Consider the following 14,577-nt stretch of genomic DNA (forward strand, 5'->3'; position numbering starts at 1 on the left):
TACGCTTGCCCCCATGACCGATCCCGACAGCGCCGCCGACGCGCTGCGCGCCCTGCCGCCCTCCTGCGGGCCGGTGCGCCTGGTCGCGGTCGACGGTCACGCCGGCTCGGGCAAGTCCACCTTCGCGGCCCGCCTCGCCGCCCGGCTGGTCGCACCCGTCCTCCACCTCGACGACCTCGCCACGCACGAGGAACTGTTCGCGTGGACGGAGCGGATGCGGGACCAGGTGATCGCGCCCCTCTCGCGGGGGGAGACCGCGCTCTATCACCCGTACGACTGGAATCTGAGGACCTTCGGTCCGGCACGGGAACTGCCCCCCGCTCCGGTCGTCCTCGTGGAGGGTGTGGGGGCCGGGCGGCACGCCCTGCGCCCGTATCTGGCCGCGCTGCTCTGGATGGAACGGGGCCCCGAGGAGTCCTGGGCGCGCGGTCGGCACCGCGACGGACCAGCGCAGTCCGCTTTCTGGGACGGCTGGACGGTGGCGGAGACTCGCCATTTCGCCGCGGACCCTTCGCGGCCCTTCGCCGACACCCTGGTACGGGAGTGTCCTGAGGGTTACGAGTGGCTCCCCGGGCCTTCTGTGACAGCGGGCCCGAACCAGATCATCACGGAACGTGACGGAGCCCGCCTCCGGAAATGAGTAGCCGGAAGGCGACTTCCGCAAGTGCCTCAACTCACCTTGACCCAAGGGGCGTACAGGTCCTACGTTCTCAATGTGCGGCTTTTCGGAGTCGCCGCGGACGCGAAGCCCCCGGTTGTTCCCCCGTGATCGGGGGCTTCGTTCTGCCCTGATCATCCCTTTCTCCGGCCCGTCGCCTCCCCTGATGCTTACCCAGGGTTATGGCCACCGGATCATGCGCTTCTCCTTCGTCGCGCACGCTCTGTGCAGGTACGATGCCCCTCGGTGGGGTCAATCCCGTCCACGAGAAGGCGGTTCTGTACGGCTTCCGGCGGGCGCCCGCCCGCCGGGACAGTAACGGGGGCACGTTTTGTGGGGGACCCGATGGACATCGGCACGCAGGGCGGACAGGCCCCGGCCGAGCTCGCCTGGCTGCGGGGAGTCGACGCCTACACGATGGGCGCCTATCCGCAGGCGGAGGAAGAGTTCCGAACGGCGGTACGCGTCGATCCCGGCATGGCGGACGCCTGGCTCGGGCTGCACGCGCTGCGGGTGGACACCACCACCGCGCTGCTGCGGATGTACCGCAACCGCGACCGCTTCGGCGAACAGCGCGCCCGGCACCGCCGGACGCTGAACTCCTGGTACTGGCTGGGCTGGTGGGTGCAGCCCGTGCTCGAGAGCCCGCGTGATCTGCTGCTCGCGCACGCCTCGCACTGGCTGGACGGACGCCATGTGCCGGAACTGGACCGGGCGTTGGCGGGACTGCCGCCGGTCGACACCGATCCGCAGGTCCGCTTTCTGCACGCCTGCCGGTCCTATCTCGTCAAGGACTGGGACCAGTTGGTACGGCACACCGAGCCGCTGGTGAACGATCCCCTGCTCGGGATCGAGGCGGGGCTCTTCGGCGGGATGGCCCGGGTCCGGCTGGAGATGTACGGCCAGGCGGAGCCGCTGCTCTCGGCGGCGCTGATGCGGTGCCGCAGCGAACAGCCGCAGCGCAAGGAGCTCCGGTACTGGCTGGCCCGGGCTCATGAGGGCACCGGACGCAGCGCCGCCGCCCTGCCGCTCTACCGGGCGGTGCACCGGATCGACCCGGCGTTCATGGACACGGCCGCCCGGCTTGCGGCGATCACCGAGTACGACGGGTTCGAGGGCCCGGACGACCCGGCGGGGCTCGCCTCGGTCGCTCTCGGCGGAGTCGGGCAGGACACGGCCGACGCGACGCAGACCGATCCCGAGGGGACGGCGCCCGACGGGCTTCGCCTGGGCACGGAGCCGGGGCCCCCGCCCACGCCCGCCGGGCCGCCCGAACCCCCGGACGTGGTACGGCAGAAGGCGGTGATCCCCGTCCAGCCGGCGCCGCCGCGCTTCCCCGCCAGCCCCACGGACCCGGCCCTGCTGGCCGAGGCGCTCGCCGAGCTGGAGCGCATGGTCGGGATGGAGCCGGTGAAACGGCAGGTCAAGGCGTTGTCGGCGCAGCTGGAGATGGCCCGGCTGCGGGCCGGGCAGGGCCTACCGGTCCAGCCGCCGAAACGTCACTTTGTCTTCTCCGGCCCCTCCGGCACCGGGAAGACCACCGTCGCACGGATCCTCGGACGGGTCTTCTACGCCCTCGGGCTGCTCGGCGGCGACCACCTGGTGGAGGCCCAACGCGCCGACCTGGTCGGCGAGTTCCTGGGGCAGACCGCGGTGAAGGCGAACGAGCTGATCGACTCGGCGATCGGCGGGGTCCTCTTCGTGGACGAGGCGTACTCCCTCTCCAACACCGGCTACAGCAAGGGCGACGCGTACGGGGACGAGGCGCTTCAGGTGCTCCTCAAGCGTGCCGAGGACAACCGGGACCACCTGGTGGTGATCCTGGCCGGCTACCCCGAGGGCATGGACCGGCTGCTCGCCACCAACCCCGGGCTGTCCTCCCGCTTCACGACCCGGGTCGACTTCCCTTCGTACCGTCCGCTCGAACTGACGGCGATCGGCGAGGTGCTGGCGGCGGCGAACGGGGACGGCTGGGACGAGGAGGCGCTGGACGAGCTGCGCTCGATCAGCGGCCATGTCGTCGACCAGGGCTGGATCGACGAGCTCGGCAACGGCCGCTTCCTGCGCACGCTGTACGAGAAGTCCTGCGCGTACCGGGACCTCCGGCTGTCGGGCTACCCGTGCACGCCCACGCGCGAGGACCTGGCCACCTTGCGGCTCGCGGACCTGATGCAGGCGTACGGGGAAGTCCTCTCGGGCCGGGGGCCGGCGGGCCGGGGGCAGCAGGATCCCGGAGTGACGTGACCCGCCCGCCGGGCACTGACCGCGTGCGTGGCCAGGGAACGGGGCCGCGTGGGTGGCCAGGGAACCGGGCCGGCACGTGGCCAGGGAACGGGGCCGGGTGCGGCCCGGTGGGTGGATGTGCCCACCGGGCCGCCCTGGCGGGACGAATGCCCACCACCACCCTGGGACGTCAGGCCGTGACCACCTCCGGTGCCGGCTCGGGGCGGCGGGGGGCCGAGGGCAGCGGCGCCCGGTGCGCCGGGTCGCGGACCTCGCCGACCAGCATCTCCAGGACGTCCTCCAGCGCGACGAGACCGAGCACACGCCCCGATCCGTCCGCGACCTGCGCGAGGTGGGTGGCCGCGCGGCGCATCACGGTGAGGGCGTCGTCGAGCGGCAGCTCGGCCCGGACGGTCGCCATCGGGCGCCAGATGTGCTGCGGCACCGCCCGTTCCCGCTCCTCCAGGTCGAGCACGTCCTTGACGTGGACGAACCCCATGTACGTCCCGCGCCCTTCGGCGCACACCGGGAAGCGCGAGTAGCCGGTGCGCACGGTGAGCTCCTCGATCTCCCGCGGGGTGACGGACGGGGTGACCGTCACCAGCGTGGCCGGGGCGATGAGGACGTCCGTCACCGGGCGGCTGCCCAGTTCGAGGGCGTCCTCAAGACGCTCCTGCTCCGCCGGGTCGAGCAGTCCGGCCTGGCCCGCGTCCTCGACCAGTCGGCCGAGCTGCGCGCTGGTGAAGACCGCCTCGACCTCGTCCTTCGGCTCCACGCGGAAGGCCCGCAGCACCAGTCGGGCCCAGGCGCCGAGCGCCCTGGTCACCGGCCGGCAGACCCGGGCGAAGCCGACCAGGCCGGGGCCGAGCAGCAGCGCGGTCCGCTCCGGCGCCGCCATCGCGAGGTTCTTCGGGACCATCTCGCCGATGACGAGGTGGAGGAAGACGACCGCGGCGAGCGCCACCACGTACCCCAGCGGATGGATCAGTCCGGCCGGCACGTGCACGGCGTGGAAGACCGGTTCGAGGAGGTGCGCCACGGTCGGCTCGGCCACCGCGCCCAGGGTCAGGGAGCAGACGGTGATGCCGAACTGGGCGGCGGCCATCATCTGCGGCAGGTTCTCCAGGCCGTACAGGACCTGGCGCGCCCGCTTGGAGCCGGAGCCGAGCGGCTCGATCTGGCTGCGCCGTACGGAGACGAGCGCGAACTCGGCGCCGACGAAGAAGCCGTTGGCCACCACCAGCAGGACGGCGAACAGCAGTTGGACCATGCTCATCGGACGGCCTCCGGCACCAGGGGCCGTTCGGCGGTCCGCACGATCCGTACGCGCTCGGCGCGGTAGCGGTCCACCTGGCGCACCGACAGCCGCCAGCCCGGGAGTTCGGCCCGGTCACCGGGGGCCGGGATGCGTCCGAGGAGGTCGGCGACGAGCCCGGCGACCGTCTCGTACGGCCCGTCGGGCACATCGAGGCCTATCCGGTGCAGCGTGTGGACCCGGCAGGAGCCGTCGGCCTCCCAGGCGGGGTTGCCGTCCTCGGCGGCCACGGCGGCCAGTTCGGGCCGCTCGTCGGCCGCGGTGTCGTGCTCGTCGCGGACCTCGCCGACGAGCTCCTCCACGATGTCCTCCAGGGTCACGACCCCGGCCGTGCCGCCGTACTCGTCGACCACGACGGCGATCGGCTGTTCCCGGCGCAGTCGCTCCAGGAGCGCCTGGGCCGGCAGGGTCTCGGGGACGAGCAGCGGGGGTACGGCGATGCGGCCGACCGTGGTGCGCTGCCGCTCCTCCGGCCGCACGGCGAGCGCGTCCTTGAGGTGGACCATGCCGACGATCTCGTCGATGCGGTCGCGGTAGACGGGGAAGCGGGAGAGCCCGGTGGCCCGGGTGAGGTTGAGGACGTCGGCCGCGGTGGCGTCCGACTGGAGCGCGCTCATCCGCACCCGCGGGGTCATGACCTGCTCGGCCGTGAGCCCGCCCAGCGACAGGGTCCGGACGAAGAGGTCGGCCGTGTCCTGTTCCAGCGCGCCGGCCCTGGCCGAGTGCCGGGCCAGCGAGACCAGCTCGCCGGGGGTACGGACCGAGTCCAGCTCCTCGGTGGGCTCGACGCCCAGGAGCCGGACCAGCCGGTTGGCGACCCTGTTCAGCAGGGCGATCACCGGCCGGAACACGGTCGAGAAGAGGTGCTGCGGTCCCGCCACGAACCGCGCCACCTGGAGGGGTCGGGAGACCGCCCAGTTCTTGGGGACGAGTTCGCCGATCACCATCTGGACGGCGGAGGCGAGCAGCATCCCGATGACCACGGAGACACCGGAGACGGCGCCCGCGGGCAGGCCGGTCGCGGTCAGGGGCCCGTCGAGGAGCTGGGCGAGGGCGGGCTCGGCGAGCATGCCGACGACGAGCGAGGTGATCGTGATGCCGAGCTGGGTGCCGGAGAGCTGGAAGGAGAGCTCGCCGAGCGCCTTGACGACGGTGCGGGCCCGCCGGTCACCGGCGGCCGCGGCCTGTTCGGCGTCGGGGCGTTCCACGGTGACGAGGCCGAACTCGGCCGCCACGAAGAAGCCGTTGGCGAGGATCAGGAGGAAGGCTGCGGCGAGCAGCAGAAGGGGGATGATCATGCCGCCGCCTCCGTGGAGGGGGCGGCGCAGGTACTACCGGACGATCCGTCCATTGCCGGAGGGAGTCACTCCTCGGGTCGCAGGGAGGCCCCGCGGGCCGCGGCAGCGGCCCTGCACATGCGAGGCGGTGGTGCCGCTCGGCACCACCGCCTCCAGAGTAATCACGCGGACCCCGCGCGGGGCAGGGGGTCAGCCCCGTATGGGGGACCCGGGACTCAGCTCGCGTCGGATCCCGTGCCGCGGCTGTCGGCCAGGGCCCGCAGGGCACGGGCGTCGCGGATGGCCTGCTCCTTGGCGATGCCGGGCTGGATTCCGAGTGCGGGCATGCTCGTGCCGTCGCTCAGGTCCAGGAAGACCCAGGGGTCGCCGGGCCGCAGGTTGACCCGCAGGATCTCGGCCCACGCGAGTCGGCGCGTCCGGGTGATGTTGACGACCGTGACACCGCTGTCGTCGGCGACGACCTTGGGTCGGCTGAGCATCGCCAGGACGCCGAGGAAGAGGGCGGCGGTGAAGATGAAGCTGGCCCGCTCCCCCGGTCCGAGCTTCTCCAGCATCAGCGCGACCGCGGTGATGACGGCGAACATCACCGTCCCGACCGTCAGCAGGACCGCTCGGGTGCGGCCCGGCCGGAAGGTGACCGGAAGGGTGGGCAGGGGTGACTCGGACATCGGTGCGTCGTTCCTTCGTGCCTGCGGGAGGGTCAGAGGCGGCAGGCGTGGATGGCCGTCGTCAGGATGGCGCGGGCACCCAGCTCGTACAGGTCGTCCATGATCCGCTGCGCCTCCTTGGCCGGGACCATGGCCCGGACCGCGACCCAGCCCTCGTTGTGCAGGGGCGAGATCGTGGGCGACTCCAGGCCCGGGGTGAGGGCGACGGCCTGCTCCAGGTGCTCGGCGCGGCAGTCGTAGTCCATCATCACGTACGACCGGGCGACCAGGACGCCCTGGAGGCGGCGGAGGAACTGCTGGACCTGCGGCTGCTCGGCGTCGGCGCCGTTGCGCCGGACGACCACGGCCTCGGACTTGAGGATCGGCTCGCCGATGACCTCCAGGCCGGCGTTGCGCAGGCTGGTGCCGGTCTCGACGACGTCCGCGATGATCTGGGCGACACCGAGCTGGATGGCGGTCTCGACGGCGCCGTCGAGGTGGACGACGGAGGCGTCGATCCCCTGGTCGGCGAGGTGCTTGGCGACGATGCCCTCGTAGGAGGTGGCGATCGTCATCCCGTGGAAGTCCTCGGGGCCGTTCGCGGTGCCGGGCCGGGTGGCGTAGCGGAAGGTCGACCGGCCGAAGTTCAGCGGGAGGATCTCTTCGGCGTTGGCCCCGGAGTCGAGCAGCAGGTCACGGCCGGTGATGCCGATGTCGAGCTTGCCGGAGGCCACGTAGATCGCGATGTCCTTCGGGCGCAGGTAGAAGAACTCCACCTCGTTCTCGGGGTCGATGACCACGAGCTCCTTGGACTCCTTGCGCTGGCGGTAGCCGGCCTCATGGAGCATCGCCGACGCAGGTCCGGACAGTGAACCCTTGTTGGGGACGGCGATGCGCAGCATGGGATGAGCTTCCTTTGCCTGGGAGTTTTCGGGGAGGGTGTTCGATGCGCTCAGAAGGTGTACGTATCAGAGATGGGCGTAGACGTCGTCGAGCGAGATCCCGCGGGCGACCATCATCACCTGGACGTGGTACAGCAGCTGCGAGATCTCCTCGGCGGCGGCTTCCTTGCCCTCGTACTCGGCGGCCATCCAGACCTCGGCGGCCTCCTCGACGACCTTCTTGCCGATGGCATGGACGCCCTTGTCCACCAGTTCCGCGGTGCGGGAGGTGGCCGGGTCGCCGTTCTCGGCCTTGAGCTTGAGCTCGGCGAAGAGCTCTTCGAAGGTTTTGTTCGCCATGATGGTCCTAAGGGTACGGGGTAAGGGTCGCGCACTCAGCGCCAGGGTTCGCTGACCGTGCGCAGCGTGGTCGCGGTGGCGACGGCGGCGGTGACGGCCTCGTGGCCCTTGTCCTCGCTGGATCCCTCGAGGCCGGCCCGGTCCAGGGCCTGCTCCTCGTTGTCCACGGTCAGGACGCCGAAGCCGACGGGTACGCCGGTGTCGATCGAGACCTGGGTGAGGCCGTGGGTGACGCCCTGGCACACGTACTCGAAGTGCGGGGTTCCGCCGCGGATGACGACGCCGAGGGCCACGACGGCATCGTAGCCGCGACCGGCGAGGACCTTCGCCACCACGGGCAGCTCGAAGCTGCCGGGGACGCGCAGCAGCGTCGGCTCGTCGATGCCGAGCTCGTGCAGGGCCCGCAGGGCGCCGTCGACGAGTCCGTCCATGATCTTCTCGTGCCACTGCGCCGCGACGACCGCGACCCGGAGGTCGCCGCAGTTCTTCACGCTGAGGACGGGTGCGCCCTTGCCGCTCATGTCTCTCCTTCTGGCCGTTCTCTTACGTTTTGTTACTGGTTCGCGCAGGTGGACTTGTTACTGGTTCGCGCAGGTGGACGCGGTGCCCGGGTCCAGCCACGGAAGGTCGTGACCCATCCGGTCCCGCTTGGTGCGCAGATAGCGGAGGTTGTGCTCGCCCGCCTGGACCGGCATGGGCTCGCGGCCCTCGACCTTCAGGCCGTGCCGGGTGAGGGCGGAGATCTTGTCGGGGTTGTTGGTCATCAGCCGCAGGCTGCGGACGCCGAGGTCGCCGAGGATCTGCGCGCCGGCCGCATAGTCGCGGGCGTCGGCGGGCAGGCCCAGCTCCAGGTTGGCGTCGAGGGTGTCGCGGCCGCGCTCCTGGAGCTCGTACGCGCGCAGCTTGGACAGCAGGCCGATGCCGCGGCCCTCGTGGCCGCGCAGATAGACGACGACTCCGCGGCCGGCCTCGGTGATGCGGTCCATGGAGGCCTCCAGCTGCGGGCCGCAGTCGCAGCGCAGCGAGTGGAAGATGTCACCGGTCAGGCACTCGGAGTGGACCCGGACCAGGACGTCCTCGCCGTCCCCGATCTCGCCGTGGACGAGCGCGACGTGCTCGACGCCGTCGACGGTGGAGCGGTAGCCGTACGCGGTGAAGTCGCCGTGCGCGGTGGGCAGCCGGACCTCGGCCTCGCGACGGACCGTCGGCTCTGAGGAGCGGCGGTACGCGATGAGGTCCTCGATCGAGATGATCGTGAGGCCGTGCTTCCGGGCGAAGGGGACGAGCTCGGGCAGCCGCAGCATCACGCCGTCCTCGCCGGCGATCTCGACGATCGCGCCGGCCGGGCGCAGGCCCGCGAGGCGGGCGAGGTCGACCGCGGCCTCGGTGTGGCCGTTGCGGACCAGGACGCCGCCGGACTTGGCGCGCAACGGGAAGATGTGGCCGGGACGGACGAAGTCCGTGGGCTCGTACTCGCCGCTCGCCAGCATCCGCAGCGTGGTGGCGCGGTCGGCGGCGGAGATGCCGGTGGTGACGCCGTGGGCCGGGCCCGCGTCGACGGAGACGGTGAAGGCCGTCCGCATCGACTCCGTGTTGTGCTCGACCATCTGCGGGAGCTGGAGGCGCTCCAGCTCGTCGTTCTCCATGGGGGCGCAGATCAGGCCCCGGCACTCGCTCATCATGAAGGCGACGACCTCGGGGGTGGCCTTCTCGGCGGCGATGACGAGGTCTCCCTCGTTCTCGCGGTCCTCGTCGTCGACCACGACGACCGGGCGCCCCGCGGCGATGTCGCGGATGGCCTGCTCGACGGGGTCGAGGGCGAGATCGGTGACGTCCCAGACGGGCAGCGCGCTCATGCGTGGGCTCCTTCCAGAGCGGGAGCAGTACGCGTCCGGAGCCACCAGTCGCGCATGCCCCAGATGACGAGGGCGAAGTAGATCACGTAGACCAGGCCGGAGAAGGCCAGGCCGCTGTTGAAGGCGAGGGGAACGCCGACCAGGTCGACGAGGAGCCAGGCGAACCAGAACTCGACCAGACCGCGGGCCTGGGCGACCATCGCGACGAGCGTGCCGACGAAGATGTACGCGTCGGCCCACGGGCTCCAGGAGAGCGACGGGTAGAGGGTGAACAGGCCGCCGACTGCGAGGGTGCCGAGGACCGCGCCGGCCAGGAGCAGTCCGCGCTCCTTCCAGCTCGCGAAGCGGACGGCGATGGAGCCGTCCTGGGCCTGCTGCCTGCCGCGGTTCCACTGCCACCAGCCCCAGGCGGCGACGCCGATGACCAGGAGCTGCTTGCCGACACCGCCGCTGAGGTGGGCGGAGGCGTAGGCGCCGACGAGGATGACGCCGGAGAGCAGCTGCGCGGGCCAGGTGAGTATGGAGCGCCGCCAGCCGAGTGCGAGGGCGATCAGACCGATCGTGTTGCCGATCATGTCGGACCACATGATGTGCTGGCCGAAGGCGGTGAACGCTTCGGAGTTGAGCCAGCTCACTTGACGTTCTCCCGGGCGTTCGGGCCGAGCAGCCGCTCGACGTACTTGGCGATGACGTCCACTTCGAGGTTGACCGGGTCGCCGCTCTGCTTGATGCCGAGCGTGGTCAGCGCGAGGGTGGTGGGGATGAGGCTGATGGTGAACCAGTCGTCGGCAGCCTCGACGACGGTGAGGCTGACGCCGTCGACCGTGATCGAGCCCTTCTCGACGACGTACCGCGAGAGGTGCGCGGGCAGGGCGACCTTGACGATCTCCCAGTTCTCGGACGGGGTCCGGTCGAGGATCGTGCCGGTGCCGTCCACGTGGCCCTGGACGATGTGTCCGCCGAGGCGGTCGCCGACGGCCATGGGCCGCTCCAGGTTGACCCGGGAGCCGACGTCGAGCGCGCCGAGGGAGGACCGCTTGAGGGTCTCGGCCATCACGTCGGCGGTGAACTCTCCGTCGCCGAACTCGACGACCGTGAGACAGACACCGTTGACGGCGATGGAGTCGCCGTGCTTGGCGCCTTCCGTGACCAGGGGTCCGCGCAGGCGGAAGCGAGACGCGTCGGCCAGCTTCTCGACGGCGGTGACCTCGCCCAGTTCTTCGACGATTCCGGTGAACACGGTCAGGCTCCCTTGAGGGTCGCGGTGATACGGAGATCGGGTCCGATGCGCACGGTCTCGGTGACGTCGAGCCGCAACGCTTCGGCGATGGTGGTGATTCCGGCGCCGGCGAGGGCGTTCGGGCCCGCGCCGAGGAGTACGGGGGCGAGGTAGCCGACGACCTGGTCGACAGCGCCCGCGGCGACGAAGGCTCCGGCCAGGGTCGGCCCGCCTTCGAGGAGGACGGAGCGGACGCCCTGCTGGTGGAGCATCGCGAGGAGTTCCGGGATGTCGAGTCCGCCGCCGGGGGCGCGGGAGAGCCGCCAGGTCTCGGGGAAGTGCATGGTCTCCTCCAGGAGCACGTCCTCGGCCACGGCGATTACGGTGCGGGCCGCGTCGTCGAGGACCCGGGCCCCCGGCTTCACGGCGCTCGCCTCGGTGTCGACGACGACCCGCAGCGGCTGGACGGCACCCTCGATGCCCCGTACGGCCAGATGGGGGTCGTCGGCGCGGGCCGTGCCGGAGCCGACGACGACGGCGTCGGCCTCGGCGCGCAGCCGGTGGACGTCGGCGCGGGACTCGGCCGAGGTGATCCAGCGGGAGGTCCCGTCGGCGGCAGCGATCCGGCCGTCGAGGGTGGCGGCGTACTTCCACCGGACGAAGGGGCGGTCGAGGCGTACGGAGGTGAGCCAGGCGATGTTCCCCGCCTCGGCCTCGTCCGCGAGCAGGCCGCCGAGAACCTCGACGCCGGCCGCTCGCAGGGTGTCCGCACCGCCCGTGGCCTGCGGGTTCGGGTCGCCGACGGCGTACACGACACGGCCGATCCCGGCCTCGACGAGCGCCTGGGCGCAGGGGCCCGTGCGGCCGGTGTGGTTGCAGGGTTCGAGGGTGACGTAGGCGGTGCCGCCGCGAGCGAGGTCGCCGGCCGCGCGCAGGGCGTGGATCTCGGCGTGCGGTCCGCCGGCGCGCTGGTGGAACCCGGCGCCTACCTGGTGTCCGGAGGCGTCGAGGATGACGCAGCCGACGACCGGGTTGGGGCTGGTGGAGCCGAGACCACGGGCGGCGAGCGCGATGGCGCGTCGCATGGCGGTGATGTCGGTCGGCTCTGCCACCGGGTCCTCCTGCCTCTTCGGGCACGGACTCCGGGGCCTGTCGATGACGACAGAGAGCGGGTACGACACTTCGCACAGGGGTGCCGAGGCCGGACACACCGATCGCCGAAGACGGCGACCAGCGGCGATACGGCCGACAGCGCCCCTTGAAGGGTCGCCCGCCGCGCACTGCCTCCCATCCGGACTTTCACCGTCGGTCCAGGAATTTCACCTGGTCAACCGGCCGCTGGCTGCGGACGGGTCGCGGACTATACCGCCGGTTCGGAATTACACCGACCCCGGAGTGCGCTGCTGCTGATACAGGGCCAGTGTGCCACGGCCGATCGTCGGCCATGCGGGTGAGGCCCTGTGGGCTGGCTCACAGCGTCCCATGAACTCTTCCGTTGGTCCAGACCTATTGACGCACTGGTCTAGTCCTCTTAATCTCCGTGTCACCTCCGAGGTACGGCCCGCCGGTGTGCGCACTCCACGGGCCCAACACGACCCACCCCTTTGTTCGTTGTGTTCCGATGACCTCCCCAGGAGGAACCGATCGTGTTGTCCCCCACGAAGACGAGGGCCTCGCTGCTCGCGTCCGGCGCGGCCGTCGCCGGACTGCTGATCAGCTCCCTCGCCGGCGGTGTCTCGCACGCCGCCGACAACGAGAGCTGTCGCCCCGACGGGCTGCACAAGACTCCCGGTGTCGACGTCCCGTACTGCTCGGTCTACGACTCCGAGGGCCGCGAGAAGATGGGCGCGGACCACCAGCGCCGGGTCATCGGCTACTTCACCGGCTGGCGCACCGGCAAGAACGGCGAGCCGGCCTACCTCGCCAACAACATCCCGTGGGACAAGATCACCCACATCAACTACGCCTTCGGACACATCGGTTCCGACAACAAGCTCTCGGTCGGCACGGACGGGCCGAACAACGCGGCCACCGGGATGACCTGGCCCGGTGTCGCGGGCGCGGAGATGGACCCGGCGTACACGTACAAGGGCCACTTCAACCTGCTGAACAAGTTCAAGAAGCAGCACCCGGACGTCAAGACGCTGATCTCGGTCGGCGGCTGGGCGGAGACCGGCGGCTACTTCGACGACAACGGCAACCGGGTGAACTCCGGCGGCTTCTACTCGATGGCCACCAACGCCGACGGTTCGGTCAACCAGGCCGGGATCGACACGTTCGCGGACTCGGCCGTCGCCTTCATCAAGAAGTACGGCTTCAACGGCGTCGACATCGACTACGAGTACCCGACGACGATGAAGGACGCGGGCAACCCGCTGGACTGGCAGCTCTCCAACGCCCGCCGCGCGGGTCTGGTCAAGGGCTACGACGCCCTGATGAAGAGCCTGCGCGAGAAGCTCGACCGGGCCGGCGCCGCCGACGGCAAGCACTACATGCTGACCGTGGCCGCGCCCTCCTCCGGCTACCTGCTGCGCGGCATGGAGACCTTCCAGATGCAGAAGTATCTGGACTACGTCAACATCATGTCCTACGACCTGCACGGGGCCTGGAACGAGTACGTCGGCCCCAACGCCTCGCTCTTCGACGACGGCAAGGACGCCGAGCTGGCCGCGGCGAGCGTGTACTCCACCTCGCAGTACGGCGGCATCGGCTACCTCAACACCGACTGGGCCTACCACTACTTCCGCGGCTCGATGCCGGCCGGCCGGATCAACATCGGCCTGCCGTACTACACCCGCGGGCACAAGAACGTGCAGGGCGGCACGGACGGTCTGTGGGGCAAGGCCTCCGCGACCACCTGCCCGGCCGGCTCCGGTCTGACCAAGTGCGGTGACGGCGCCGTCGGCATCGACAACCTGTGGCACGACAAGGACACCAACGGTGTCGAGTCGCCGGCCGGCTCCAACCCGATGTGGCACGCCAAGAACCTGGAGAAGGGGATCGTCGGCGACTACGTCACGCAGTACGGCTTCCCCGCGAACACCACGCTGACCGGCACCTACGCCCGTAAGTACGACTCGACCCTGGTCGCGCCGTGGCTGTGGAACGCGCAGAAGAAGGTCTTCCTGTCCACCGAGGACGAGCAGTCGGTGGCCGCCAAGGCCGACTACGTGGTCAGCAAGGGCATCGGCGGCACGATGGTCTGGGAGATGGCCGGCGACTACGCCTGGAACGCCGGCAAGGGCCAGTACGAGATGGGCTCCACGCTCACCTCGCTGATGTACGACAAGTTCAAGGCGGCCACCCCCTACGGGGCGAAGAAGTCGAACGCGACGCTGCCGACGCAGGCCGTGAACGTGGGCGTGGAGTTCACCGAGTTCAAGCTGGGCGACTCCAACTACCCGATCACCCCGAAGATCAAGATCACCAACAACACGGCCACCGCGCTGCCGGGCGGCACGGAGTTCCAGTTCGACTACGCGACGGCCGCGCCGGGCAACGCCTCGGACCAGTCCGGCTTCGGCACGAAGGTGATCAGCAGCGACCACACGGGCAACAACGTGGGCGGTCTGAAGGGCGACTTCCACCGGGTGTCGCTGAAGCTTCCGACCTGGCAGTCGCTGGCCCCGGGCGCGTCGGTGGACCTGGCGTTCAACTACTACCTGCCGGTGTCCACGCCGTCGAACTGGACGGTGAACATCAGCGGCACGACGTACGCGCTCGCCGGTGACCTGGCGCGCGGCACGACGGTGGTGGAGCCCGGCGGCTCGACGCCGACCCCGACCCCGACCCCGACGCCGACGCCGACCGGTCCGACCCCGACTCCGACGGGTCCGACCCCGACGCCGACGCCGACCGGTGGCACCTGCACCGCTCCGGCGTACGTGGCCGGCACGGTCTACACCGCGGGCAACGAGGTCTCCCACAAGGGCCACACGTGGAAGGCCCAGTGGTGGACCCAGAACGAGGAGCCGGGCACGACCGGCGAGTGGGGCGTCTGGAAGGACCTCGGCACCTGCTGACGCCCTGACCTCCGCAGAACGCCCGGCGGCGGACTCACGGCCCTTGCCGCCGCCGGGTCCCTTCCCTTCCGCGCCTTCGCCGCGGCCCGCGTGTGCGC

At 70.8% G+C, this 14,577-nt stretch carries 13 protein-coding genes and 1 riboswitch; of the genes, 3 read left to right on the forward strand and 10 right to left on the reverse strand.

What is annotated here, in order from left to right:
* Window positions 1–13: 13 nt before the first annotated feature.
* Window positions 14–640: a uridine kinase gene (locus tag ACFV9D_RS30580; RefSeq protein ID WP_385153309.1), complete on the forward strand. Its 627-nt coding sequence runs from the start codon at window positions 14–16 to the stop codon at window positions 638–640.
* Between the two features lie 363 nt (window positions 641–1,003).
* Complete coding sequence (locus tag ACFV9D_RS30585; protein WP_385153312.1) at window positions 1,004–2,902, forward strand: AAA family ATPase; 1,899 nt, start codon at window positions 1,004–1,006, stop codon at window positions 2,900–2,902.
* Between the two features lie 169 nt (window positions 2,903–3,071).
* Here ACFV9D_RS30585 and ACFV9D_RS30590 read toward each other — a convergent pair whose 3' ends face one another.
* The 10 genes from ACFV9D_RS30590 to ribD form a co-directional block, all read right to left on the reverse strand.
* The gene (locus ACFV9D_RS30590; protein WP_385153314.1) at window positions 3,072–4,157 is read right to left on the reverse strand and encodes a hemolysin family protein; all 1,086 of its coding nucleotides are present in this window, start codon (window positions 4,155–4,157) and stop codon (window positions 3,072–3,074) included.
* Window positions 4,154–5,494: a hemolysin family protein gene (locus ACFV9D_RS30595; RefSeq protein WP_385153317.1), complete on the reverse strand. Its 1,341-nt coding sequence runs from the start codon at window positions 5,492–5,494 to the stop codon at window positions 4,154–4,156. Before ACFV9D_RS30595 ends, ACFV9D_RS30590 begins: the two co-directional genes overlap by 4 nt.
* A gap of 215 nt (window positions 5,495–5,709) precedes the next feature.
* Window positions 5,710–6,162: a PH domain-containing protein gene (locus tag ACFV9D_RS30600; protein ID WP_385153320.1), complete on the reverse strand. Its 453-nt coding sequence runs from the start codon at window positions 6,160–6,162 to the stop codon at window positions 5,710–5,712.
* A 32-nt stretch (window positions 6,163–6,194) separates the two neighbouring features.
* Entirely contained in the window at window positions 6,195–7,043 is an 849-nt protein-coding gene (gene hisG / locus ACFV9D_RS30605; RefSeq protein ID WP_361847727.1) for an ATP phosphoribosyltransferase, read from the reverse strand.
* Window positions 7,044–7,109: 66 nt separating this feature from the next.
* Window positions 7,110–7,382: a phosphoribosyl-ATP diphosphatase gene (locus tag ACFV9D_RS30610; protein WP_053643769.1), complete on the reverse strand. Its 273-nt coding sequence runs from the start codon at window positions 7,380–7,382 to the stop codon at window positions 7,110–7,112.
* Between the two features lie 35 nt (window positions 7,383–7,417).
* Window positions 7,418–7,903: a 6,7-dimethyl-8-ribityllumazine synthase gene (ribH, locus tag ACFV9D_RS30615; RefSeq protein WP_385153325.1), complete on the reverse strand. Its 486-nt coding sequence runs from the start codon at window positions 7,901–7,903 to the stop codon at window positions 7,418–7,420.
* 57 nt (window positions 7,904–7,960) lie between these two features.
* Window positions 7,961–9,238, reverse strand: coding sequence for a bifunctional 3,4-dihydroxy-2-butanone-4-phosphate synthase/GTP cyclohydrolase II (locus ACFV9D_RS30620; RefSeq protein WP_385153328.1), 1,278 nt, complete (start codon window positions 9,236–9,238; stop codon window positions 7,961–7,963).
* Window positions 9,235–9,825, reverse strand: a complete 591-nt coding sequence (locus ACFV9D_RS30625; RefSeq protein WP_385153346.1) for a nicotinamide riboside transporter PnuC — start codon at window positions 9,823–9,825, stop codon at window positions 9,235–9,237. The genes ACFV9D_RS30620 and ACFV9D_RS30625 overlap by 4 nt, the downstream gene beginning before the upstream one ends.
* A 44-nt stretch (window positions 9,826–9,869) precedes the next feature.
* Window positions 9,870–10,478 (reverse strand): riboflavin synthase, encoded by a 609-nt coding sequence (locus ACFV9D_RS30630; RefSeq protein ID WP_385153331.1) that lies wholly within the window; start codon window positions 10,476–10,478, stop codon window positions 9,870–9,872.
* A 2-nt stretch (window positions 10,479–10,480) separates the two neighbouring features.
* Window positions 10,481–11,542, reverse strand: a complete 1,062-nt coding sequence (gene ribD, locus ACFV9D_RS30635) for a bifunctional diaminohydroxyphosphoribosylaminopyrimidine deaminase/5-amino-6-(5-phosphoribosylamino)uracil reductase RibD (RefSeq protein WP_385153349.1) — start codon at window positions 11,540–11,542, stop codon at window positions 10,481–10,483.
* A 188-nt stretch (window positions 11,543–11,730) separates the two neighbouring features.
* Window positions 11,731–11,860, reverse strand: a riboswitch (FMN riboswitch).
* A 243-nt stretch (window positions 11,861–12,103) separates the two neighbouring features.
* Here ribD and ACFV9D_RS30640 point away from each other — a divergent pair.
* On the forward strand, window positions 12,104–14,479 hold the full coding sequence (locus ACFV9D_RS30640; protein WP_385153334.1) for a chitinase C-terminal domain-containing protein: 2,376 nt from the start codon (window positions 12,104–12,106) through the stop codon (window positions 14,477–14,479).
* Window positions 14,480–14,577 lie beyond the last annotated feature (98 nt).

The organism is Streptomyces sp. NPDC059875 (assembly GCF_042731085.1).
Classification (GTDB): domain Bacteria; phylum Actinomycetota; class Actinomycetes; order Streptomycetales; family Streptomycetaceae; genus Streptomyces.

Excerpts from the sequence above, each read along its gene's own strand:
- ACFV9D_RS30610 (WP_053643769.1), bottom strand. The coding sequence starts at position 7,382 with ATGGCGAACAAAACCTTCGAAGAGCTCTTCGCCGAGCTCAAGCTCAAG.
- ACFV9D_RS30595 (WP_385153317.1), bottom strand. The coding sequence starts at position 5,494 with ATGATCATCCCCCTTCTGCTGCTCGCCGCAGCCTTCCTCCTGATCCTC.
- hisG (WP_361847727.1), bottom strand. The coding sequence starts at position 7,043 with ATGCTGCGCATCGCCGTCCCCAACAAGGGTTCACTGTCCGGACCTGCG.
- ACFV9D_RS30585 (WP_385153312.1), top strand. The coding sequence starts at position 1,004 with ATGGACATCGGCACGCAGGGCGGACAGGCCCCGGCCGAGCTCGCCTGG.
- ribH (WP_385153325.1), bottom strand. The coding sequence starts at position 7,903 with ATGAGCGGCAAGGGCGCACCCGTCCTCAGCGTGAAGAACTGCGGCGAC.
- ACFV9D_RS30600 (WP_385153320.1), bottom strand. The coding sequence starts at position 6,162 with ATGTCCGAGTCACCCCTGCCCACCCTTCCGGTCACCTTCCGGCCGGGC.
- ACFV9D_RS30590 (WP_385153314.1), bottom strand. The coding sequence starts at position 4,157 with ATGAGCATGGTCCAACTGCTGTTCGCCGTCCTGCTGGTGGTGGCCAAC.
- ACFV9D_RS30620 (WP_385153328.1), bottom strand. The coding sequence starts at position 9,238 with ATGAGCGCGCTGCCCGTCTGGGACGTCACCGATCTCGCCCTCGACCCC.
- ribD (WP_385153349.1), bottom strand. The coding sequence starts at position 11,542 with ATGCGACGCGCCATCGCGCTCGCCGCCCGTGGTCTCGGCTCCACCAGC.
- ACFV9D_RS30580 (WP_385153309.1), top strand. The coding sequence starts at position 14 with ATGACCGATCCCGACAGCGCCGCCGACGCGCTGCGCGCCCTGCCGCCC.
- ACFV9D_RS30625 (WP_385153346.1), bottom strand. The coding sequence starts at position 9,825 with ATGTGGTCCGACATGATCGGCAACACGATCGGTCTGATCGCCCTCGCA.